Origin of the sequence: Phenylobacterium kunshanense (assembly GCF_003254525.1) — a bacterium.
In the GTDB taxonomy this organism is placed as follows: Bacteria; Pseudomonadota; Alphaproteobacteria; order Caulobacterales; family Caulobacteraceae; genus Phenylobacterium; species Phenylobacterium kunshanense.
The window spans coordinates 536,851-558,093 of record NZ_QFYS01000002.1 but is presented as its reverse complement, the minus strand read 5'-3'; the positions used below and the strand labels follow the sequence as shown (position 1 = coordinate 558,093).

The following is a 21,243-nucleotide window of genomic DNA, read 5'->3' as shown; positions in this document are numbered from 1 at the left end:
GTTCCTCTAGTCGGAAGTCTGTTGGTCTTCGGCCGCGAGACGGGCCGCGCGGGTCTCGGCGCCCTTCTTCATCAGCTCGTCGTTCAGCACCAGCTTGGCGTCGATGATCCAGGCGAAGGGAACCAGGGCGGTTTCCTCCTCCCCTTCCAGGTCGATGGCCACCTGGCCGTCCTCGACCCCGGCCAGGACGCCCCGGAAGCGCTTCCGGCCCTCGGCCAGGCGATCCAGCTCCAGCCGCGCCTCGTAGCCCTCGAAGGCCTCGAAGTCCTCCAGCCGGGTCAGCGGCCGGTCGATCCCCGGCGAGGAGACCTCCAGCACATACTCGCCCGAGATCGGATCGGCGGCGTCCAGCACCTCGGAGATCGCGCGCGACAGGCGGGCGCAGTCCTCGACGTTCATGTCGCGGTCCGAAGGGCGCTCGGCCATCACCTGCAGCTTCCGACGCTCGGCGCCGCCCATCAGGCGCAGCCGCACGATGCCGTACCCCGCGGCCTCGGCCACCGGGTCGAGCAGGTCGATCAGCTTCAGGTCTTCCGCAGTCTTCCCACGCATGGGAACCCCGGCCTCCGGCAAAGAAAAAAGCGGTCGGGCCGGAGCCCGCCGCTTGAAAGCGCCATCCAGCGCTATCAGCGATGTTGGCCACACATATAGCGGGCGATGAGGGCGTTGTCAGCCCCGTCTTCAGGTCCGCCGAATTCCGGGCGCAGGCGTGGCCCGCGCCCGGAGCCGCGCGACTACCGCGCCAGCGACACGCGGACGAAGGCGCTGCGGCCGATCCCCGGCAGCCGGGCGCCGAGCGGCACGTCCGAGCCGTCGATCTGGTTGTAGCCGGCCAGGTGGTCCGAGTAGCGGCGGTCCAGCAGGTTCTCCACGCCGGCCGACACCCGCACGCCCTCGCGCACCTTCCAGTCGCCGTAGAGCGCCAGAAGCCCGTAGCCGCCCGTGCGCCGTTCCGAATTGGTCCGGGACACCTTCGACTGGTCGGCCACCAGGCGCGTTTCCGCCGTGACGGACCAGCGGTCGGCGTCGTAGGTCAGCGCCGCCGTCAGGCTGGGCGGCGAAATCCGGTAGAGATCGTCGGGAACGTCCCGCCGTTCGCCGCGGACGTAGGACGCCACCGCGTCGATCCGCCAGGCGGCTGACAGCTTCACGCCCCCCGCCACATCGAAGCCATAGAGCCTGGCATCGACGTTGGCGAACCGCAGCGGCGTGGGATCCCCGCTCATGGCCGCCACCCGTTCCTGCAGCGTATCCGCAACGCCCGGGGTCGCATCGAATGGCGCGCCCTGGATGTAGTTGTCGACCTCGCGCACGAAGACCGTGGGCCGCAGGTACGCCCGCCGGCCGGCGTAGTCGAAGCCGACCTCGGCGATCCAGGCCACCTCCGGCTCGAGGTTCATGTCGCCGACGTAGATGTTGCCGTCGGCAAGGCCGCCGCTGGTGTTGGTCGGCAGCCAGCCGTACCGCTCCACATAGCCTGCGACCCGGGTCTTGCGCGCCAGGGTGAGGCGCCAGGCGAGCCCCTTCCGGGGCGCCGTCCAGAGCCGCGCCACCGCATCGACGGTCGTGTCCTCGCGGCTGCGGTCGGCGGCGTTGAACGCGGCGGCCAGCGCGACCGGGCCGGCGGCGAGCGCGGGGCCCAGGACCGCGCGTCCGGCCTCCGCCTCGTGCCGGTCGATCCGCATGCCGAACTCGCCGTGGAGCGCCCCGACCGGCCCCGTCCACTCCGCATGGGCGCCCGCGCGGCGCGTCTCGACGTCGGGCAGGCTGGTCACCAGGAAGGCCGGGTTCGCGGGATTGGTGATGACCACGTTGCGGTCGAGGTCTTCCGCATCGAGCCCCACGCGAAGCTTGCCGCCGGCCAGCGGCGCGGTGGCCGCGACCTCCGCGGCGCGGGTCACGGCCTCGGCCAGCGACTCCCGGCGGTTCATGGCCGTGGGCGAAGGCCGCAGGTCGAAGTTGTTCATGCCGTGGCCCACGTCGGCGTAGCTGAACGCCGCCTCCAGGCCGATCCCGCCCAGCTCCGCCCGGTAGCCGAGGCGGGCGAAATCGGTGCTGAAATAGCGGATATCCATCGGGAACGGCGGATTGCCGGTAGGGTCCGTGTGCTGGTGGCGAAGGTCCAGCGCCAGCTCGTGAGGGCCAGCCCGGAGGCCCGCCGATATGCCATAGACGCTGCGCTCGTACCGCGAGCCACGGATCGTCCCGCCCGGGAACTCGGCGTCTTCGCCCTTCTCGTAGGAGCCGAGCAGGTTGACGCGCCAGCTCTCCGTGGCGAGGCCGGCGACGCCGCCCGCCGAGTAGCTGTCGTCGGCCGAACGGGCCTCGGCCGACAGGTCGTAGCCCAGCCGGGCTTCGGGCCCATCGGCGAAGTCCAGGCGCTTGAAGACCGCGTTCATGCCGCCGGCCAGGCCCGGGCCGGCGCGCACGGGGCTGACGCCGCGATCCACCTCAAGGGCCGCGACCAGGGCCGTCGGCGCATAGTGGAACGGCGGATCCATGAGGTTCGGTCCACCCGAGGCGAACCGCTGGCCGTCGACCCGCAGGTTCAGGCGATGGCCGAACAGGCCGCGATACTGGGCCTGGCCCGAAAGGGCGCCGTTGCCGATCCGGGCGCCGCCCGGCACGCGGGCCAGCAGCGCGGTGGGATCGGGACCGGCCAGCGCGGTCGGCTCCAGGCGCTCGCTGGTGGTGGTGACGGCCGGACCCCGCGGCGCGGTCACCACGATCACGTCCACGAGGGGGTCGGCGGCCTCATCGGCGAGGGCGGTCATGGGGAAGGCGCCGAGCGCCAGGGCGGCGCCCGAGGCAAGAAGGCGAAGTTTCATGGCGGTATGATCCCCGGCGCGCCGGTCGGGGCGCCGTTTCATGCTGTCTGGAGGGGAAGGACCGCGGGGTGTCGCGATCCCATGCGCAGCCGCGCGCCGAGGCGCGGGCGTCAGATCAGCAGGATGGGCGGGCCGCGGGCGGGCGGCGGCGGGGCCGCGAGGCCACGCCCGGGCGCCAGATGGACCGCGCGGTCGGGCGCGGCTGGCGCGACGCGCGCGAAAGTCTGCGGGATGAGCTCGACCGACGGGGGCGTGGCCAGTTGCGCCGTGGCGGAGAAGGCGCACGGCGCGCTGTCGGCCGCCACGCCATCCGTGTCGCCCGACGGCGGGGCTTCCGCCGGGACCGTGACCATGCCCTGCGCCGTGCAGAGCACCAGGGCGAACGGCGTCTCGTCCGTCGGCTTGCCCACCATGAAGCCCGGCGGAACCAGCACCCGCAGCATCACGGCGATCGCAGCGAGGGCGAGCCATGCGCTGTGGAGGGAAGTCCCTCGATGACGGGCGGCGACGGTCACGGTCGCGCTCCTAGCCCACATCGGGCGGCGTGTCTTTGAGGCGCGACAAATGGCGCGGGGGTCCGGAAATTCCCCGCCGAGACAGGTTTTGGGGCTCGGACCCCGCCCGTGCTCTTTCCCTCAGCGGGGCTTTGGTCCAGAGAGCGGCCCTGAATTTGTGTGTGCTTCGAAAGGCCTCCTCCCCATGGACCTCTCCAAGATCCCCGTCGGCGAGAACCCGCCGTACGACGTGAACGCCGTCATCGAGATCCCGCAGGGCGGCGAGCCGGTGAAGTACGAGCTGGACAAGGAGTCCGGCGCGATCTTCGTCGACCGCTTCCTGCACACGGCGATGTTCTATCCCGGCAACTACGGCTTCATCCCGCACACCCTGGCGGACGACGGCGACCCGATGGACATCATCGTGGTGGGTCCGACCCCGGTGGTGCCCGGCGCGATCATCCGCGCCCGTCCGGTCGGCGCGCTGATCATGCGCGACGAGGCCGGCGGCGACGAGAAGATCCTGGCCGTGCCGGTGGACAAGCTGCACCCGTTCTACGTGGGCGTGGATTCCTGGCGCTCGCTGCCGGCCATCCTGACCGAGCAGATCGCCCACTTCTTCAAGCACTACAAGGACCTGGAGAAGGGCAAGTCGGTCGAGATCGTTCGCTGGGCCGACGCCGCCGAGGCCGCCGAGCTGATCAAGGAGTCGATCGAGCGCTACCAGGCCAAGGGCGCCTGACGAGAAGTAGCTCCCCCGCCCGGGGGAGCTACGCCCTCACGAAATCCAGGAACACGGGCGCGCAGTCGCCCAGCCGCTTTTCCTCGTAGCGCGTGGTGACGTGGTCGGCGGGCGGTATGCGCCAGTCGTCCGCGCGGCCCGCCGTCCATCGGAACGCGGGGTTCGCCGTGATCCGCTCCAGCGCCCAGTCCACATAGTCCGCCCAGTCGCTGGCGAAGCGCAGGGCCCCGCCGGGCTTCAGCACGCGCGCCAGCTCGGCCACCGTGTCGGCCTGCACCAGGCGGCGCTTGTGATGCCGCGCCTTGGGCCAGGGGTCGGGGAAGAGGATGAACACGCGGGCGATGCTCGCGTCCGGCAGGCGGGCGATCAGCTCGCGCACGTCGCCGTCGTGGATTCTCACGTTGCCGAGGCCCTGTTCGTCCACATGCCGCACGGCGCTGGCGACGCCGTTGGTGAAGGGCTCGGCGCCGAGGATCAGGACATCGGGGTGGCGTCCGGCCTGGGCCGCCATGTGTTCGCCGCCGCCAAAGCCGATCTCCAGCCAGGTCTCGCGCGCGCCCGGCATCAGGACCGCGGGCTCCGCGGGGCCGGGGGGCACGCGCAGCTCCGGCAGGCGGGTTTCCATCAGCGCGGCCTGGCGTGGCTTGATCGGCCGCGACTTCAGCCGTCCGAAGGAGCGCAGCGGGGGATGCTGTTCGGTCATTCGCTCAATGTCCCGGGGGCAACCTGAACGTCAACGCCGGCGCACTGATGCCAGGCGCCGGCGTCCATAGAGGCCCGGGATAGCCCCGGGGATGACGTTCGATCGGATCAGGCCAGCTTGCGCAGCTCGTCGGCCAGGTCGGTCCGCTCCCACGAGAAGCCGCCCTCGTTGTCGGGCTGGCGGCCGAAGTGGCCGTAGGCCGCGGTGCGGGCGTAGATCGGGCGGTTGAGCTGCAGGTGCTCGCGGATCGCGCGGGGCGTGGCGCCGCCGATCATCTCGGGCAGGGCCAGTTCCAGCTTGGCCGGATCGATCTCGCCCGTGCCGTGGGTGTCCACGTAGAACGACAGCGGCTCGGCCACGCCGATCGCGTAGCTGATCTGGATCGTGCACTTCTTGGCCAGGCCCGCGGCGACCACGTTCTTGGCCAGGTAGCGGCAGGCGTAGGCGGCCGAGCGGTCGACCTTCGTCGGGTCCTTGCCCGAGAACGCGCCGCCGCCGTGCGGAGCCGCGCCGCCGTAGGTGTCGACGATGATCTTGCGGCCGGTGAGGCCGGCGTCGCCGTCCGGACCGCCGATCTCGAAGCGGCCCGTCGGGTTCACCAGCCACTTGGTCTTCTTGGTGATCAGGCCGGCCGGGATGACCTGCTCGATCAGCGGCTGGATCACGCCCTGGAGACGCTTGGAGTTCACCGTCTGCAGGCCGATGCGCTTCTTGTGCTGGTGCGAGACGACGATCTTCAGGATCTCGACCGGCTGGCCGTTCTCGTAGCGGATCGTGACCTGGCTCTTGGCGTCAGGCTCCAGCACCGGGCATTCGCCCGAGTGGCGCGCGTCGGCCAGGCGCTTCAGGATATTGTGCGAATACTGCAGCGTCGCCGGCATGAACTCCGGCGTCTCGTCGCAGGCGTAGCCGAACATGATGCCCTGGTCGCCGGCGCCTTCGTCCTTCTTGTCCGTGGCGTCGACGCCCTGGGCGATATGGGCCGACTGTTCGTGCAGGTGGCAGGCGTACTTGGCCTTGGCCCAGTGGAAGCCCTTCTGCTCGTAGCCGATGTCCTTGATCGCCTCGCGGACCTTGGGCTCGAGCGAGCGGACGATGTCCTTGGTCATCGCCTTGTTCTCGGCCTTGGAGGCGCCCGGCTTGCCGGCGCGCACTTCGCCGGCGAGGACGATGCGGTTGGTCGTCACCAGGGTCTCGCACGCCACGCGGGCCTGCGGTTCGGCGCTGAGGAAGGCGTCGACGACGGTGTCCGAAATCCGGTCGGCGACCTTGTCGGGATGGCCTTCGGACACGCTTTCGCTGGTGAAGATGTAGCTGGAACGGCTCAAGACAGGGCTCCGAAATGGGTCGATGGGCGCGGCGGCCTGCAATCTGCGGGCCAGCCTATAAAGAAATCTTTATATGATGCCAAGCCGCGTCAGCCGGGTTCGCCGCGCTGGCGACGCCGGCGGCCCGCGATCCAGGCTCCGGCCGACAGCAGCAGCAGGCCCGCGAACGGCCCTTCGCCCCAGCGGCTGTATGGCGTCGGCGCTGCGGGCGACGGAAGTCGGGCGTCGATCACCCCGAACTCGCCCAGGCCGAGGCGCTTGCCGGGCAGGATGCGGCCCTGCGGATCGATCACCGCCGAGACGCCCGTCGGGGTGGCGCGGACCATGGGCAGGCCTTGCTCGATGGCCCGGTAGCTGGCGATGTTGAGATGCTGCCAGGGCCCGCTGGTGCGGCCGAACCAGGCGTCGTTCGACACGTTGAGCAGCCAGGCGGGCCGCGCTCCGTTGCGGCCGAAGCCCGGGAACAGCGCCTCATAGCAGATCAACGCCTGCAACGGCGGCATGCCTGCGCTCGTCAGCGGGCGCGGCGGCGGGCCCGGGGTGAAATCCTCGGGCATATGCACCAGGGCGCGGATTCCCAGCTTACCGGCCAGGTCGCCCAGCGGCAGGAACTCGCCGAACGGCACCAGCCGGTGCTTGTCGTAGACGCCGGTGACCCGCAGGGCCATGTCCTCGCGCCGGAACGCCACCAGGGTGTTGAAGTAGCGGTAGCCACCCTGCCCATCGGGCTCGGCCCGGTTGGCGCCCATCAGCAGCGACTGGCCGGGACGGACGGCGTCGCGCAGGCGCGTCGCGTACGGCGAGCCCGGCGCGATCAGGTCGTCGATCACCGCCGGCAGCGCGCCTTCGGGCCAGATCACCACGTCCGGCGCCCGGGCCGCCGGCCGGACGGAAAGCCCCAGATAGGCGTCGAAGACGAGGCCCAGGTTCTCCGGCTTCCATTTCTCCTTCTGGTCGATGTTCGCCTGGACGATGCGGAGCACAGGCGCGTCCGGGGCGTAGAGAGGCCGCGGCGCGGCCGCCAGCCGGCCCGCGCCGCCGGCATAGAGCGCCGTCAGCGCGATGCCCGTCGCGACCATCACCCCCGCCTGGGCCAGCCGGCGGACAGGCAGCATGAGCAAGGCCGGCGCCGAGGCCAGCGCCAGAGTGATCCAGGTCAGGCCATAGGCGCCCACGAGGGCGGCGGCCTGCGATGGCGGACTGCCGGCCCGCCAGCTCTCGCCGACCAGGTTCCAGGGAAAGCCCGTGAGGATGTGGCCGCGCAGCCACTCGGCGGCGGCGAAGACCCCGGCGAAGACCAGCGGCTTCCAGGCGCTGCGGGGCCTCAACGCCCGATAGGCGAGGCCAGCGGCGCCCCAGAACAGCGCGAGGCCTCCGCCCATCAGGACGACGGCGAAGGGCGCCATCCAGCCGTGGATCTCGGGCTCCACGAGGAACGGCTCGGCGATCCACCATGTGGAAAGGCCGAAATAGCCCAGCCCTGCCAGCCAGCCGAGCCCGAACGCCGACCGCAGCGGCCGCTCGCCCTGGATGGTCTCCAGCCGCAGCAGCAGCACCGCATAGCCCAACAGGCCCAGGATCAGGCCGAACGGCGGATGGGCGAGCCCCGCGGCGAGGCCGGCCAGCAGCGCGGTCGCCGGCGCATACCCGCGGGCGCGACGCACTCAGGCCTCGGCGCGTTGGACGGGCGCGGCGGCGCGGCGGACGCGGACGCGCTTCACCCGCCGTGGATCGGCCGCGAGCACCTCAAGCTCAAAGCCGTCGGGATGCTCGATGACCTCGCGCTTCTGGGGCACCCGGCCGGCGAGCGCGTTGACGAGGCCGGCGACCGTGTCGATCTCCTCGTCCAGGTCCGCCGGGGCCAGGTCGACACCCTCGCCGATCGCGTTCTCCAGCTCTTCCAGGGGCGCGCGGCCGTCGACGACCCAGCCATCGTCGTCGGCCAGGATCGGCTGGTAGCCTTGACCCGCCTCCTCGTCATGCTCGTCGGCGATCTCGCCCACCAGCGTCTCGAGCAGGTCCTCCAGCGTGACGATGCCATCGACCCCGCCGAACTCGTCGATGACCAGCGCCATGTGGGTCCGCCGCGCGCGCATGTTGGTCAGAAGCTGGGCGGCCGGCATGGACGGCGGGACGTAAAGCACCTCGCGGACGAGGTGCCGGCGCCCCGCGAGGATGTGGTCGTCCGGCTTCGGCTGGCGCGACTTGGCCGCCAGCAGCTTGAAGATGTCCTTCACGTGGACGACGCCGACGGGCTCGTCGAGCGTCTCCTTGTAGACCGGCATCCGGCTGTGCTCGGCTTCGACGAAGCGGGCCACCACCTCGGCGAAGGTGCAGTTGCGTTCGATGGCCACGATGTCGCCGCGCGGCTTCATGACGTCCTGGACGCGAAGATTCTCAAACGCACGGGCGTGGCTGACCAGCTCTCCGCCCGGCGAATCCTCCGGCTCGGCAATCTCGTCTGCGGCCGCCTCGGCGGTTCGCCGGAAGAGGTCGAATAGTCCCATGAGCCCGCGCCGCTCTCGGCCCGGGCTGCGTCGACTGGGAGGTTCAGAGTCGTTCATGCTCTCCTTCACCGGCCGCATAGGGGTCAGGGACGCCTAGCCCGGCCAGCACCGCACGCTCGAGGCTCTCCATGGCCTCGGCTTCATCATCGCCGATGTGATCGTATCCGAGAAGATGCAGAACGCCATGCGCCACCAGGTGCTGCAGGTGGTGCGCCAGCGGCTTGCCCTGTTCGGCCGCCTCCCGTGCGCAGACGCCATAGGCCAGGGCGATGTCGCCCAGGTGGAACTCCGGGTTCCTCGGCGCCGGGAACGACAGCACGTTGGTGGGGGAATCCTTGCTCCGGAAACGGGCGTTCAGGTCCCGGACCGCCTCGTCGTCGGCCAGTAGTATGGTCACGCCCTCATGCGCCGCGCCCTCGGCGTCCAGGGCCGCGAGCGCCGCGCCGCGCGCCAGCATCTCGGCCTGGGGCAGAGCCGCAAGCCAGGTCTCGTCCTCGATCTCGACGTCGATCACACCGTGCGCCCGCGCTTGGCCGCGTCGGCGTCGTAGGCGCGCACGATCCGCTCCACGAGCGGGTGGCGCACCACGTCCTCGGACGCGAACCGGACGACGCCGATCCCCTTCACGCCCTCCAGCAGGCCGACGGCGTGCGCGAGGCCGGAATCCCCGGGATTCGGCAGGTCGATCTGGGTCGGGTCGCCGGTGACCGCCATGCGCGAGCCTTCGCCCAGGCGGGTCAGGACCATCTTCATCTGCGCGCGGCTGGCGTTCTGCGCCTCGTCGACGATGACGAAGGCGTGGCTCAGCGTACGGCCCCGCAGGAAGGCGATCGGCGCCACCTCGATCTCGCCCTTCTCGCGCCGGCGGCGGAGCTGTTCGGCGCCCAGGATGTCCGTCAGCGCCTCCCAGACCGGCGCCATGTAGGGGTCGACCTTCTCGTTCATGTCGCCGGGCAGGAAGCCCAGGCGCTCGCCCGCCTCCACCGCCGGGCGCGAAACGATCAGCCGGTCCACCGCGCCACGCAGCAGCATGCCCGCGCCATGGGCGACGGCGAGGAAGGTCTTGCCCGTGCCGGCGGGGCCGAGGCCGAACACCAGCTCGCAATCGGAGAGGGCTTCCAGGTACTTCGCCTGGGTGCGGGTCTTGGGCGCGACCTGGCCGCGCCGGCCCACCGGCAAGGTCCCACCCGCGCCGCCGCCGCCAGCACCCGTGCGGGCCTCGCCGATCGCCACGCGGATGTCCGCCTCGTTGATCTCCAGGCCCTGGTCGGCGCGCCGCGCGATCGCCTGCACCGCCTTCTTGGCCTGGCCGCGCGACTTGGCGTCGCCCGACAGCGAGACCCCGCCGCCGGGCGTCTCCATGAGCACGCCGAAGGCGTCCTCGATCAGCGCCGCGTGGCGGCTACCGGCTCCCGAGACCGCGCGGACGGCGGCGTCGGACAGGGCGATGAATTCGGGTGCGCGGCTCACGCCGTCTCCAGTTCCAGCACGCCGGCCAGGCTGTTCCTGGCGGCGCTGTCGATCTTCACCGGAACGATCTGCCCCAGCATCCGATCCGGAGCCGTGACGTGGACCGCCTGCAGGTAGGGGCTCTTGCCGACAAGCTGGCCGGCATGCCGGCCGGTCTTCTCGAACAGCACCGGCAAGGTCCGCCCCGCCTGCGCGGCGTTGAACGCCTGCTGCTGCTCGTCGATCAGCGCCTGCAGCCGCTGCAGCCGCTCGTCCTTCACCGCCTCGGCCACCTGTCCGGGCATGGCGGCGGCCGGCGTGCCGGGGCGGCGCGAATACTTGAACGAGAAGGCGCTGGCGTAGCCCACCTCGCGGATGAGCTGCAGCGTCGCCTCGAAGTCGGAGTCGCGCTCTCCCGGGAAGCCCACGATGAAGTCGCCGCTGATGGCGATGTCTGGACGCGCCGCGCGGATCCGCTCGATCAGCCGCAGGTAGCTCTCCGCCGTATGCGCCCGGTTCATCGCCTTGAGGATCTTGTCGGATCCCGCCTGCACGGGCAGGTGCAGGTAGGGCATCAGCGCCTCGACCTCGCCGTGGGCGGCGATCAGTGCCTCGTCCATGTCGCGCGGATGGCTGGTGGTGTAGCGGATGCGGTCCAGGCCCTCGATCCGGGCCAGTCGCCGCACGAGTCCCGCGAGCCCGCCTTCGCCCGCATAGGCGTTGACGTTCTGGCCCAGCAGGGTGACCTCGCGCACGCCCTTGGCGGCCAGCGCCCGGGCCTCGGCCTCGATCGCCTCGACGGGCCGGCTCCATTCGCCGCCGCGGGTGTAGGGCACCACGCAGAACGTGCAGAACTTGTCGCAGCCCTCCTGCACCGTCAGGAACGCCGACACCCCGCTCGGGCGTCGCTCGGTGGACAGGGCGTCGAACTTCTCCTCGGGGGCGAAATCCGCGGCCAGCCGCTCGCCCCGGGCCCGATGCGCGCGGGCGATCAGCTCGGGGAGCTGGTGATAGGCCTGCGGTCCGACGACCAGATCCACGGCCGGCTGACGGCGCATGATCTCCTCGCCCTCGGCCTGGGCGACGCAGCCCGCCACGGCGATGGTCATGCCGCCCGGCCGGTCCTGCTTCAGCCGCTTGAGCTGGCCCAGCTCGGAATAGACCTTCTCGGTCGCCTTCTCGCGGATGTGGCAGGTGTTGAGCACCACCAGGTCCGCCTCGGCCGGCTCATCGGTCATGCCATACCCCAGCGGCGCAAGGACGTCGGCCATGCGCTCGCTGTCGTAGACGTTCATCTGACAGCCGTAGGTCTTGATGTAGAGGCGCTTCTGGGGCGCGGTCTCGGACATGGCCGGCGTTATGGGGTCGCGAGGGGGCCGGCGCAAGGCGGCAGGCGGCAGGCGGCAGGCGGCTTCCCTAGCGGGGCCGCAGCGCGGTAGACCAACCCATGGCCCGCGCCCGCCAGCGACTCCGGTCCGTGCCCCGGGGAGTCTGGGTCCTGGGGTTCGTCTCGCTGTTCATGGACGTCTCGTCCGAGATGGTCCACGCCCTGATGCCCGCGCTGCTGGTCGGCACGCTGGGCGCCAGCGTCGCCCTGCTCGGCCTCATCGAGGGCGTCGCCGAGGCCACCGCCGCCGTGACCAAGGTGTTCTCGGGCTGGATTTCCGACCGGCTGGGACGACGCAAGCTGCTGGCCGTGATCGGCTACGGTCTCGCCGCGCTGACCAAGCCCGTGTTTCCCCTGGCCGCAACGCCGTTCGAGGTGATGGGCGCGCGGTTCCTGGACCGGATCGGCAAGGGAATCCGCGGCGCGCCGCGGGACGCCCTGGTGGCCGACATCACGCCGCCCGCGGTGCGCGGCCTCGCCTTCGGCGTACGCCAGGGCCTGGACACGGTCGGTGCCTTCCTCGGGCCGCTGCTGGCCATCGGGCTGATGCTGGCGCTGGCGGGCGACCTCCGGCAGGTGCTGGCCTGGGCGGTGGTCCCGGCCCTGATCGCCGTCGCCCTCCTGGTGCTGGGTCTGGAAGAGCCCGACCGGGCTCAGGCCGTGGACACCCCGCGTCCGCCCCCCATCCGCTGGTCCGACCTGAAGGGCCTGGACGCCGCCTTCTGGACCGTGGTCGCCGTCAGCGTGGTCTTCACCCTGGCCCGTTTCAGCGAGGCCTTCCTGATCCTGCGCGCTCAGGACGCGGGGTTGCCTCTCGCCTTCGCGCCGGCGGTCATGGTGGCGATGAACGTGGTCTATTCGCTGGTCTCGGCGCCGGCCGGCGGCTTCTCGGACCGGGTCGATCGCCGACTGCTGCTGCTGGCGGGCCTGGGGGTGCTGGTCCTGGCCGACCTGGCGCTGGCGTTCCTGGACAGCGTCGCCGGAGTGTTCCTGGGCGTCGCGCTGTGGGGGCTGCACATGGGCCTGACCCAGGGCGTGCTCAACGCCATGGTCGCAGACGCCGCCCCCGAACGCCTGCGCGGCTCGGCTTTCGGGCTGTTCAACCTGGCCAGCGGGGTGACGATGCTGGCTTCCAGCGGCCTCGCCGGTCTTCTGTGGAGCCTCTACGGCCCTCCGACCACCTTCCTCGCGGGCGCGGGCTTCGCCCTGCTCGCCGCCCTGGGGCTGGGCGCCACCGTCCGCCGGCGGCGGGACGGCCTCGCGGCCTGACGGCGGTCTATTCCTCGATCGGCATCCCGTAGAGCTCCAGCCGATGGTCCACCAGCCGGTAGCCGAGCTTGCGGGCGATGGCTTCCTGCAGCGCCTCGATCTCGGCGTCGACGAACTCCACCACCTTGCCGGTCTTCATGTCGATCAGGTGGTCGTGGTGCTCGTCGGTATGCTCCTCGTACCGCGAGCGGCCGTCGCGGAAATCGAGCCGGTCGATGATCCCCGCTTCCTCGAACAGGCGCACCGTCCGGTAGACCGTGGCGATGGAGATGTGCGGATCCACGGCATGGGCCCTGCGGTGCAGTTCCTCCACATCGGGGTGGTCGGTGGCGCTCGAGAGCACGCGCGCGATGACGCGGCGCTGCTCAGTCATGCGCATGTTCTTCTCGAGGCAGAGTTTCTCGATGCGATCCGACACGGGCCCTCTCTCCGATTTGCCGTAAGGATAGGTCTAGTGGGCTGCGGATGTAAGGTCGAGACGCATCACCAGCGCGTCGGCCCGGCCGGCCGCGCCACGATCGTAGTACCCCTTGCGCAGGCCCGTGCGGACGAACCCCAGGCCCTCGTAGAGCGCCACCGCCCCGCCGTTGTCCACGTCGACCTCCAGGAACATCTCGCCGGCCCCGGCCACCCGCGCCGCGCCGATGGCGGCGGTCATCAGCGCCAGCCCCACGCCCCTGCGGCGGGCCCAAGGGGCCACGCCCACGGTCAGGATCTCGGCCTCGCCGCCGACGGCGCGGCAGATCAGCACGCCGGCCGGATCCTCGTCGCTCACCAGGAAGCCGAAGATCCCCTGCGATTCCAGCAGCCCTTCGAAGTCGGACTCGTCCCAGGGCGTATCGAAGGCCTGGGCGTGCACCGACGCCATCGCCGGCGCATCGTCAGGCGTTGCGGCCGCCAGGTTCATGGATCGCGACCGCCGGGCAGCTTGGCGTCGGGCGCGCGCAGGTACAGCGGGCGCAGAGGGCCGGGCGACCGCGCAGCCGCCAGCTTCGCCACGTGACGGGCGTCGCAGCCGTCCGGCGTGCGGACGTCCGCTCCGCGGGCCGCATCGGCCAGCAGCGGCGCGCCGGAGCCGATCAGGGTGAGGGGCCGGCCCATCGACAGCTCGGCCAGGCGCGCGGCCGCGGTTCCCAGCGGCAGCACGTCCGGCGCCATGAGCGCGTGGCCGTCCTCGAAGACCTGCAGGTAGAGCTGGTCGCGGCGGGCGTCGATGGCCGCGGCGACGAGCCCCCCCGCCTCCGCCGCCAGGGCCTCCAGAGCGCCGACGCCGACGGCGGGGATCGCCAGGGCCGACCCCAGCCCCTTGGCGAACGCGACGCCGACGCGCAGCCCGGTGAACGAGCCCGGGCCCACGGTGGCGCCGATCCGCTCCAGTTGCTCGAAGGTCAGCCCCGCCTCGGCCATGACCGACTGGACCATGGGCGCCAGCCGCTCCTGGTGGCCCCGCGCCATCGCTTCGGACGCATGCGCGAGCACGGTCCCGCCGTCGAGCACGGCGACCGAGCAGGCGTTGAGGCAGGTGTCGAGCCCGAGGACGATCATCGCCCCTCGGGTAGCCGGTTCGCGCGCGCCGTCAAAGCGCCTGTTCGACCGCGGTCACTTCCGGGACGTAGTGCTTCAGCATGTTCTCCACGCCCTGCTTCAGCGTCGCCGAAGAGGATGGGCAGCCCGAACAGGCGCCGCGCATGTTGAGCCAGACCACGCCGGTCTCTACGTCGAAGCGGTTGAAGAGAATGTCGCCGCCGTCCTGCGCCACGGCCGGCCGGATGCGGGTGTCGAGCAGGTCTTTGATCTCGGCGACGATCTGGGCCACGTCGCCTTCGTAGACGCCCTCGTCGTGGCCGCCCTCCGCCTCCCCACCCTCAAGGAGGAGCGGCCGGCCGGACGTCAGATGGTCCATGATCGCCGCGAGGATCAGCGCCTTCACATGCGCCCAGTCGACGGCGGCGTGCTTGCCCACCGTGATGAAGTCCGGGCCGAAGAACACCCGGCTGACGCCGGTGATCTCGAACAGCTCCGCCGCCAGGGGCGAGGCGGCGGCGGCCTCCGGATCGCGGAAGTCCCGCGTTCCTTCGCCCAGCACGGCGCGGCCGGGGGCGAACTTCAGGACGTCCGGGTTCGGAGTGGCTTCGGTCTGGATGAACATGCCGCAGATGTGGCCCCGCGGCCCCGCGCGCGCAAGCGCGTCGATGTCACGCCAGGATCGCGATCTCGTCGTCGGTGAGATCGCCGGGAACGATGGTGATCGGCACCTTGCGGCTGCCCCACTTCACGCCTTCCTTGGCGATGCTGCTGACCAGCGGGCCCGGCCCGCGTCCGCCGACGGCGGCGGCCAGCACCAGGATCTTGATGTCGGCGTCCTCGGTCAGCACCTGCCTCAGCGCCGCCCGCGTCGAATCGGCCTCGACGATCAGGAACTCCGGCGGCAGGCCCGTCTCGGCCTGGACGTATTCGGCCGGCTGCTGAAGCGCGGTCTCGGCCTCCTGCCGCTGCTGGCGGGCGATCTCCTCGCGGACACCCGACCAGTGCTCGAACACCGCCGGCTCGATCACCCGCAGCAGGGCGACGTAGCCGCCGGTGGACCGCGCCCGCCGGCAGGCGAAGCGCAGCGCAGCGTCGAACTCCGGGGAGTCGTCCGCCACCACCAGGAACTTGCGCCGCGTCGTCATGCGCGGAACCTGCGCTGCAAGTCGCGTCGGAGCAAGCGCCAGGAGGGGCGACGGCTCAGCCGCCCCAGAAGCCCACCAGCTTCTTCACCTCGGCCATCGTCGGCGCCGCCAGGGCGCGGGCCCGCTCGGCGCCGTCGGCCAGGACACGGTCGATCTCCGCAGGATCGGCGAGCAGCCGGCGCATCTCGCCGCCGATGGGCGCCATGACCGAGACCGCCAGGTCGGCGAGCTTCGGCTTGAAGGCGCCGAAGCCCTGGCCCGCGAATTCCTTCAGCACCTCGGCCTCGGTGACGCCGGCGAGGGCGGCATAGATGCCCACCAGGTTGCGCGCCTCGGCCCGGCCTTCCAGCCCTTCGGACGTCTCCGGCAGCGGCTCGGCGTCAGTGCGCGCCTTGCGGACCTTCTGCGAGATCGCGTCGGCGTCGTCGGTCAGGTTGATGCGCGAATAGTCCGACGGGTCGGACTTGCTCATCTTGGCCGCGCCGTCCCGCAGGCTCATCACCCGCGCGCCGGGGCCCTGGGTCAACGGATCGGGCAGCGGGAAGAAACCGGGCGCCTCGAAGTCGTTGTTGAACTTCTGGGCGATGTCCCGGGTCAGCTCCAGGTGCTGCTTCTGGTCCTCGCCGACCGGCACCTTGGTGGCCTTGTAGATCAGGATGTCGGCCGCCTGCAGCACCGGGTAGGTGTAGAGCCCGACGCTCGACCGCTCCTTGTGCTTGCCGCTCTTCTCCTTGAACTGGGTCATCCGGTCCAGCCAGCCCAGGCGGGCGACGCAGTTGAACACCCAGGCCAGTTCGGCGTGCTCGGGCACCGCCGACTGGGCGAAGATAGTGGCGACCTTCGGGTCCAGGCCGGTGGCCAGGTAGGCGGCGGCGATCTCCCGCACCTGGTCCTTCAGCTTCTTCGGGTCCTGCCACACGGTGATCGCGTGATAGTCGGCCACGAAGATGAAGGTCGGGATCTCGTGCTGGAGCCTGGCGAACTTCGCCAGGGCGCCCAGGTAGTTGCCCAGGTGCAGGTCGCCCGAGGGCTGGACGCCGGAGAGCACGCGTTCGGGGCCCGCGTAGGGGGCCGGAGCTTGGTCGGTCATGATGGGTGGCTTCTGTAGGATAGGGACAGGCGGGCGCAAGCCCGGTTTCGCGGGATCAGGCGGTCAGCGCCATCGCCAAGTGTTCAGTCCGAAAGCCATGGCCGGCGGCATAGACGGCCGGCGGCGTCAGGACAAGTCCGGAGCCGCCGGCGCGGGATCGCCCCTGCGCCGCCGGAGCGCCGCCTTGAACTCCGCCGGCGTCACCCCGCCGAAGGCGAACAGCAGCGCCGGATAGAGCGCGAGCCCCGCCGTGCAGATCAGCACGATCGAGATCTCCTTCACGCCATGCGGCAGGACCGCCGCGATGGTCGCCTCGATCTCGGCGCGGAACAGGTTGGCCAGGAAGAGCACCCCGCCCAGGGCCGCGCTGGCCAGGGCCACGCGGGTGATCTTGAACACCGCCCGCGGCGTGGGCCGCCAGACGCCCCGGCGGGTCAGCGAGACCCACATCTGCAGCACGCTGATCCAGGCGGCGACGCTGGTGGCGATGGCCACGCCGGTGAAGCCGATGGCGTAGAACAGGGCCACGCCCAGCACGATGTTCACACCGACCGAGATCAGCGAGAACCGCATCGGCGTCTTGGTGTCCTGGCGCGCGAAGAACGCCGGCTGCAGGATCCTGAGCAGCACGAAGGCCGGCACGCCCCAGCCGTAGTGGAACAGCAGCTCGCCCGTGGCGACGGCGTCGGCGGCCGTGAACTGGTCCCGCGTGAACAGCCCGTCGATCAGATAGACCGGCAGGGCCATCAGCGCCGCGGCCGCCGGCAGGCTGAACGCCAGGGCGAAGACCAGCCCCTGGTCCATGGCCGCCTGGGCGTCGCCGTGGTCGTCCTTCTGCAGGGCCTGCGACAGGCGCGGCAGCAGCGCCACGCCGATCGCCACGCCCACGAGGCTCATGGGGAGCTGGTAGAGCCGATCGGCCACGTTCATCCAGACCCGCATCCCGGCGATCTGAGAGGCCAGGATGCCCGAGATGAAGATGTTGATCTGGGTCGCGCTGTTGGCGATCACCGTCGGGATGGCCAGCTTCACCAGCGACCGGATCTCCGGCGTCAGCCGGGGCCGGATCAGGCGCAGCCGCGCGCCCGTGCGGGCCGCGCCCCACCAGCAGACGCCGGCCTGGCCGATCCCGGAGACGACCACCGCGCCCGAGGCCCACCACGCCGCCTGCACAGGGTCCTTCTGCGGCAGCACCACCGCCAGCATCACGAGGTTCAGGATCGTGGGATAGGCGGCCGAGACGATGAAGCGCCCGTGCGCGTTCAGGATGCCGGAGAACAGCGCCGCGATGGCCATGCACGGCAGGTAGGGCATGGTCACCTGGGTCAGCATCCAGGCCAGCCGGAACTTCTCCGGCTCGTCCGCATAGCCCGGGTTGATCAGGTACATCAGCCACGGCATGGCGAGCTGGGCCGCGAGCATCACGGCCACGGTGGCGACGGCGACGGTGGCCAGCGCGTCGGCCGCGAAGCGATCGGCCTCGGCCTCGCCGTCCGCGGCGAGCTTGCGCGTGTAGGCCGGCACGAACGCCGCGGCGAAGGCGCCCTCGGCGAAGATCCGTCGGAACAGGTTCGGGAACGCCAGGGCCGTGTAGTAGGCGTCGGCGGCGATGGTCTGGCTCGCGCCCAGCCGCGCGGTCACCACCAGGTCGCGGACCAGGCCCAGGACCCGGCTGACCAGCGTGAAGCCCGAGAAGATCGCGGACGAACGCAGCAGCCCGCCACGCCCGCTGGGCTTCTTCGGGGCGGGCGTCGGGGCGGAGGTCTCGGTCACGGGGTCTTGGTTCGGCTGCGTCGGGCAGGCCGTCAACCTAGCCGCTCCGCCCGTCGCACAGGTGTGGAATCTTGATGCAGCCCGCCTACCGCGCGACGCTGGCCCGCGCCCGCTGCAGGTTGCTTCGGCGGCCCTGGGCGCTTTCGGCCTCGCTGTCGGCCAGGGCGCCCAGCAGCGCCTGCTTCAGCGCATTGCCCTTCCGGGCGTCGGTCAGCTTTTCGCCGTTCTCGTCCACCACATAGAAGGCGTCGACCGCCCGCTCGCCATAGCCGTCGATGTGCGCCGACGTGATCGAGAGGCCGGCGTCGGAGAGCGTGCGGGCCAGCCTCGCCAGGAGGCCTGGCCGGTCGCGGCCCGAGGCCTCGACGACCGTCGAGTCCTCCGAGGCGTCGTTGTCCAGCATCACCGCCGGGGTGATCGCGAAGGCCGCGGTGCGGCCGAGGTCGGCGCGGCGCGGCTCGCGGGCCTGGACCTCTCCCCGCGCGGCGGCGGCCAGGCTTTCGGCCAGGCGAGGCAGCAGCCGGGCGTCGTCCGCGCCATAGGGCTGGCCGGCCGCGTCCTGGATGTAGAAGACGTCGAGCGCGCTGCCCGAGCTGGACGTGAAGACCCGCGCGCCGACCACATTGGCCCCCGCGCCAGTGATGGCCTCCGCCAGGTCGACAAACAGGCGCGGCCGGTCGTCGGCGGCCACCACCACTTCCGAGGCGTTGAGATCGGCCCGCACCCGGCCCTCCGCCGCGGCCCCGCCCGCCGCCGCCGCCTGGACGGCGAGGCGGGCGTGGATCAGCACCTCCCTCTCGTCGAAGGCGGTGAAATAGGCGTCCTCCATGGCGTCGCCCCAGGCCTCGGCGGCGGGCTCCACCTTGGAAAGGCGCACGCGGGCGTCGTAGGCCGCGTTCTCCTGGTAGCGCTTCAGCGCCGCCGCGGCGTCCGACCCACGGCCGCCACGGAACACCGCCTCGGTGGCGGCGTAGAGCTCGCGCATGAGCTGGCCTTTCCAGCCGTTCCAGACGCCCGGTCCGACGGCGCGGATGTCGGCCACCGTCAGCACCAGCAGCAGGCGAAGGCGCTCGGGGCTCTGCACGATGCCGGCGAAATCGGCCACCGTGCGCGGGTCAGAGATGTCGCGCTTCTGGGCGTAGTCGCTCATCACGAGGTGGTGTTCCACCAGCCAGGCGACCAGCTCGATCTTGGACCGCTCCAGGCCCAGGCGTTCGCAAGCCTGGCGCGCGGCGCGGGCGCCCGCCACCTCCTGCCCGCCAGCCCCGCCCTTGCCGGTGTCGTGCAGCAGCATGGCCAGGAACAGGGCCTCGCGGTCGGCGATCAGCGGCATGATCTGCACCGCCAGCGGATGGTCGTCGGCCAGCCGTCCCGCGGCGATGTCGGCGATCACGCCCACGGCCCGCAGGGTGTGCTCGTCCACCGTGTACGAGTGGTACATGTTGAACTGCATCTGGGCGACGATGCGGCCCCACTCGGGCATGTAGCGCCCCAGCACCCCGGCCTCGTTCATCAGCGTCAGGGTCGTGCGCGGATCGCGGCCGCGGGCCAGGATGTCGAGGAACACCTTCGCGGCGTGCCGGTCCCGGCGCACCGCCGAGGTGATCAGGTTGACCGATCGCGAGGCGGCGGTGAAGGCGTCCGGGTGCAGGTCCAGGTTCCGGGTGTCGGCGATCCTGAACAGCCGCAGCAGGTTGACCGGGTCGTGCTCGAAGATGTCCGGATCGACGTCCAGGCGCCCGCCCACCTCGTGGAAGCCGGGCTCGTCCAGCGGCTTGCGCTTGACCTGGCGGCCCGGGATGAACCGGCTGATCCCCTTGGGCGCCGTCTTGACCTGCTCGGCCTCCAGCTTGGCGGCGAACACCCGGGTCAGGGCGCCCACGTCCTTGGCGATCAGGAAGTAGCGGCGCATGAACCGCTCCACGGCCGGCGCATCGCCCCGGTCGCCATAGCCCATCCGCCGCGCGATCTCGGGCTGCAGGTCGAAGCTCAGCCGCTCCTCCGGCCGGCCGGTGGCGAAGTGCAGGTGGCTGCGCACGGCCCAGAGGAAGTCGAAGGCCTTGATGAAGGTCCGCACCTCGCGGCGCTCGAACATCTCCATCTGCATCACGCGCTCGATGGTCTCGCCGGGATGCAGGTACTGGGCGATCCAGAAGAGGGTGTTCAGGTCACGCAGGCCGCCCTTCCCCTCCTTCACGTTCGGCTCGACCATGTAGCGGCTGGCGCCGGCGCGGGCGTGACGGTCGTCCCGCTCCTTCAGCTTGGCGGCCACGAACTCGGCGCCCGTCCCCTTCACCACCTCGCCACGGAACCGGCGCACCAGTTCCTCGGCCAGCTCCTCGTCGCCCGTCAGGCGCCGCGCCTCCAGGATCGAGGTGCGGATGGTGAAATCCTCGCGGGAGAGCTTGATGCACTCCTCGATGGTCCGCGAGGCGTGGCCCACTTTGAAGCCCAGATCCCACAGGGCGTAGAGCATGAACTCGATCACGCTCTCGGTGTGGGCCGTCTGCTTGTAGGGGCGCACGAACAGCAGATCGATGTCGGAATAGGGCGCCAGCGTGCCACGGCCGTAGCCACCCACGGCCATCAGCGCCAGGCGCTCGCCCTCGGTGGGGTTGCGGGCCCGGAACACGTGCACTGTCGTGAAGTCGTAAAGCGCCGAGACCACCTCGTCGGTCACGCCCGAGAGCAGGCGCGCGGTCTCGATCCCGCCGGCCCCGTTCTCCAGCCGCTCCTTGGCGATCATCCGCCCGCGGAACAGCGCCGCCTTCAGGACGTCCAGCGCCGCCTTCCGCTGCGCCGCCTCGTCACCCAGGTTCTCCAGCGCCGCCGCCGAGAGCTGCGCGCGCAGCCGCACGCCGTCGACGACATATTCAAGGCGGGTGGGCTTCAGGCGCGTGGGCATGGCTGCAGAGGCATATAGGCGAGTTCGTTAACAGGCGCAGGCGCCGCCCGCGAAATCTCCCTCCTACCGCTCATCCCCGCGTAGGCGGGGATCCAC

20 protein-coding genes are annotated in these 21,243 nt (G+C 71.1%); 2 read left to right on the top strand and 18 right to left on the bottom strand.

From position 1 onward, the window contains the following. Window positions 1-6: 6 nt before the first annotated feature. The 3 genes from rimP to DJ019_RS07070 form a co-directional block, all read right to left on the bottom strand. Complete coding sequence (gene rimP / locus DJ019_RS07080) at window positions 7-552, bottom strand: ribosome maturation factor RimP (protein WP_111275269.1); 546 nt, start codon at window positions 550-552, stop codon at window positions 7-9. Between the two features lie 182 nt (window positions 553-734). Further along, entirely contained in the window at window positions 735-2,828 is a 2,094-nt protein-coding gene (locus tag DJ019_RS07075; RefSeq protein WP_111275268.1) for a TonB-dependent receptor, read from the bottom strand. 110 nt (window positions 2,829-2,938) lie between these two features. Continuing rightward, window positions 2,939-3,343, bottom strand: a complete 405-nt coding sequence (locus DJ019_RS07070; protein ID WP_111275267.1) for a DUF2946 family protein — start codon at window positions 3,341-3,343, stop codon at window positions 2,939-2,941. Between the two features lie 184 nt (window positions 3,344-3,527). On the opposite strand from DJ019_RS07070, the gene ppa reads away from it, so the two are divergent. Beyond that, entirely contained in the window at window positions 3,528-4,064 is a 537-nt protein-coding gene (gene ppa / locus DJ019_RS07065) for an inorganic diphosphatase (RefSeq protein WP_111275266.1), read from the top strand. 28 nt (window positions 4,065-4,092) lie between these two features. On the opposite strand, the gene trmB is transcribed toward ppa, so the two are convergent. The 7 genes from trmB to miaB form a co-directional block, all read right to left on the bottom strand. Continuing rightward, the gene (trmB, locus tag DJ019_RS07060; RefSeq protein ID WP_111275265.1) at window positions 4,093-4,767 is read right to left on the bottom strand and encodes a tRNA (guanosine(46)-N7)-methyltransferase TrmB; all 675 of its coding nucleotides are present in this window, start codon (window positions 4,765-4,767) and stop codon (window positions 4,093-4,095) included. Window positions 4,768-4,874: 107 nt separating this feature from the next. Continuing rightward, window positions 4,875-6,095, bottom strand: a complete 1,221-nt coding sequence (metK, locus tag DJ019_RS07055) for a methionine adenosyltransferase (RefSeq protein WP_111275264.1) — start codon at window positions 6,093-6,095, stop codon at window positions 4,875-4,877. Between the two features lie 89 nt (window positions 6,096-6,184). Next, entirely contained in the window at window positions 6,185-7,759 is a 1,575-nt protein-coding gene (lnt, locus tag DJ019_RS07050; RefSeq protein ID WP_111275263.1) for an apolipoprotein N-acyltransferase, read from the bottom strand. Beyond that, on the bottom strand, window positions 7,760-8,602 hold the full coding sequence (locus tag DJ019_RS07045; RefSeq protein ID WP_240606390.1) for a hemolysin family protein: 843 nt from the start codon (window positions 8,600-8,602) through the stop codon (window positions 7,760-7,762). 43 nt (window positions 8,603-8,645) lie between these two features. Next, window positions 8,646-9,059 carry an rRNA maturation RNase YbeY gene (gene ybeY, locus DJ019_RS07040; protein ID WP_111275515.1) on the bottom strand — a complete coding sequence of 138 codons (414 nt, stop codon included), beginning with the start codon at window positions 9,057-9,059 and terminating at the stop codon, window positions 8,646-8,648. A gap of 53 nt (window positions 9,060-9,112) precedes the next feature. Then, window positions 9,113-10,072 carry a PhoH family protein gene (locus tag DJ019_RS07035; protein ID WP_111275261.1) on the bottom strand — a complete coding sequence of 320 codons (960 nt, stop codon included), beginning with the start codon at window positions 10,070-10,072 and terminating at the stop codon, window positions 9,113-9,115. Next, window positions 10,069-11,400: a tRNA (N6-isopentenyl adenosine(37)-C2)-methylthiotransferase MiaB gene (gene miaB, locus DJ019_RS07030; protein ID WP_111275260.1), complete on the bottom strand. Its 1,332-nt coding sequence runs from the start codon at window positions 11,398-11,400 to the stop codon at window positions 10,069-10,071. Before miaB ends, DJ019_RS07035 begins: the two co-directional genes overlap by 4 nt. 98 nt (window positions 11,401-11,498) lie before the next feature. On the opposite strand from miaB, the gene DJ019_RS07025 reads away from it, so the two are divergent. After that, window positions 11,499-12,707 (top strand): MFS transporter, encoded by a 1,209-nt coding sequence (locus tag DJ019_RS07025; RefSeq protein WP_111275259.1) that lies wholly within the window; start codon window positions 11,499-11,501, stop codon window positions 12,705-12,707. Window positions 12,708-12,714: 7 nt separating this feature from the next. Here DJ019_RS07025 and DJ019_RS07020 read toward each other — a convergent pair whose 3' ends face one another. From DJ019_RS07020 to DJ019_RS06985, 8 genes are all read right to left on the bottom strand, one after another. Further along, window positions 12,715-13,086 (bottom strand): Fur family transcriptional regulator, encoded by a 372-nt coding sequence (locus tag DJ019_RS07020; protein ID WP_111275514.1) that lies wholly within the window; start codon window positions 13,084-13,086, stop codon window positions 12,715-12,717. A 72-nt stretch (window positions 13,087-13,158) separates the two neighbouring features. After that, entirely contained in the window at window positions 13,159-13,614 is a 456-nt protein-coding gene (locus tag DJ019_RS07015) for a GNAT family N-acetyltransferase (protein WP_111275258.1), read from the bottom strand. Beyond that, complete coding sequence (gene tsaB / locus DJ019_RS07010) at window positions 13,611-14,249, bottom strand: tRNA (adenosine(37)-N6)-threonylcarbamoyltransferase complex dimerization subunit type 1 TsaB (protein WP_240606412.1); 639 nt, start codon at window positions 14,247-14,249, stop codon at window positions 13,611-13,613. Before tsaB ends, DJ019_RS07015 begins: the two co-directional genes overlap by 4 nt. Before the next feature lie 34 nt (window positions 14,250-14,283). Next, window positions 14,284-14,856, bottom strand: coding sequence for a NifU family protein (locus DJ019_RS07005; RefSeq protein ID WP_111275256.1), 573 nt, complete (start codon window positions 14,854-14,856; stop codon window positions 14,284-14,286). Between the two features lie 46 nt (window positions 14,857-14,902). Continuing rightward, window positions 14,903-15,379 (bottom strand): universal stress protein, encoded by a 477-nt coding sequence (locus tag DJ019_RS07000; RefSeq protein WP_111275255.1) that lies wholly within the window; start codon window positions 15,377-15,379, stop codon window positions 14,903-14,905. Window positions 15,380-15,434: 55 nt separating this feature from the next. Further along, entirely contained in the window at window positions 15,435-16,469 is a 1,035-nt protein-coding gene (trpS, locus tag DJ019_RS06995) for a tryptophan--tRNA ligase (protein WP_111275254.1), read from the bottom strand. Between the two features lie 126 nt (window positions 16,470-16,595). Beyond that, window positions 16,596-18,242, bottom strand: coding sequence for a murein biosynthesis integral membrane protein MurJ (murJ, locus tag DJ019_RS06990; RefSeq protein ID WP_111275513.1), 1,647 nt, complete (start codon window positions 18,240-18,242; stop codon window positions 16,596-16,598). 85 nt (window positions 18,243-18,327) lie between these two features. Beyond that, window positions 18,328-21,147 carry a [protein-PII] uridylyltransferase gene (locus tag DJ019_RS06985; protein WP_111275253.1) on the bottom strand — a complete coding sequence of 940 codons (2,820 nt, stop codon included), beginning with the start codon at window positions 21,145-21,147 and terminating at the stop codon, window positions 18,328-18,330. Between the last annotated feature and the right edge of the window lie 96 nt (window positions 21,148-21,243).

Excerpts from the sequence above, each read along its gene's own strand:
- DJ019_RS07015 (WP_111275258.1), bottom strand. The coding sequence starts at position 13,614 with ATGAACCTGGCGGCCGCAACGCCTGACGATGCGCCGGCGATGGCGTCG.
- DJ019_RS07000 (WP_111275255.1), bottom strand. The coding sequence starts at position 15,379 with ATGACGACGCGGCGCAAGTTCCTGGTGGTGGCGGACGACTCCCCGGAG.
- DJ019_RS07025 (WP_111275259.1), top strand. The coding sequence starts at position 11,499 with ATGGCCCGCGCCCGCCAGCGACTCCGGTCCGTGCCCCGGGGAGTCTGG.
- trpS (WP_111275254.1), bottom strand. The coding sequence starts at position 16,469 with ATGACCGACCAAGCTCCGGCCCCCTACGCGGGCCCCGAACGCGTGCTC.
- DJ019_RS07075 (WP_111275268.1), bottom strand. The coding sequence starts at position 2,828 with ATGAAACTTCGCCTTCTTGCCTCGGGCGCCGCCCTGGCGCTCGGCGCC.
- DJ019_RS07045 (WP_240606390.1), bottom strand. The coding sequence starts at position 8,602 with ATGGGACTATTCGACCTCTTCCGGCGAACCGCCGAGGCGGCCGCAGAC.
- ybeY (WP_111275515.1), bottom strand. The coding sequence starts at position 9,059 with ATGCTGGCGCGCGGCGCGGCGCTCGCGGCCCTGGACGCCGAGGGCGCG.
- ppa (WP_111275266.1), top strand. The coding sequence starts at position 3,528 with ATGGACCTCTCCAAGATCCCCGTCGGCGAGAACCCGCCGTACGACGTG.
- DJ019_RS07005 (WP_111275256.1), bottom strand. The coding sequence starts at position 14,856 with ATGTTCATCCAGACCGAAGCCACTCCGAACCCGGACGTCCTGAAGTTC.
- trmB (WP_111275265.1), bottom strand. The coding sequence starts at position 4,767 with ATGACCGAACAGCATCCCCCGCTGCGCTCCTTCGGACGGCTGAAGTCG.
- rimP (WP_111275269.1), bottom strand. The coding sequence starts at position 552 with ATGCGTGGGAAGACTGCGGAAGACCTGAAGCTGATCGACCTGCTCGAC.
- miaB (WP_111275260.1), bottom strand. The coding sequence starts at position 11,400 with ATGTCCGAGACCGCGCCCCAGAAGCGCCTCTACATCAAGACCTACGGC.
- DJ019_RS07020 (WP_111275514.1), bottom strand. The coding sequence starts at position 13,086 with ATGCGCATGACTGAGCAGCGCCGCGTCATCGCGCGCGTGCTCTCGAGC.
- DJ019_RS06985 (WP_111275253.1), bottom strand. The coding sequence starts at position 21,147 with ATGCCCACGCGCCTGAAGCCCACCCGCCTTGAATATGTCGTCGACGGC.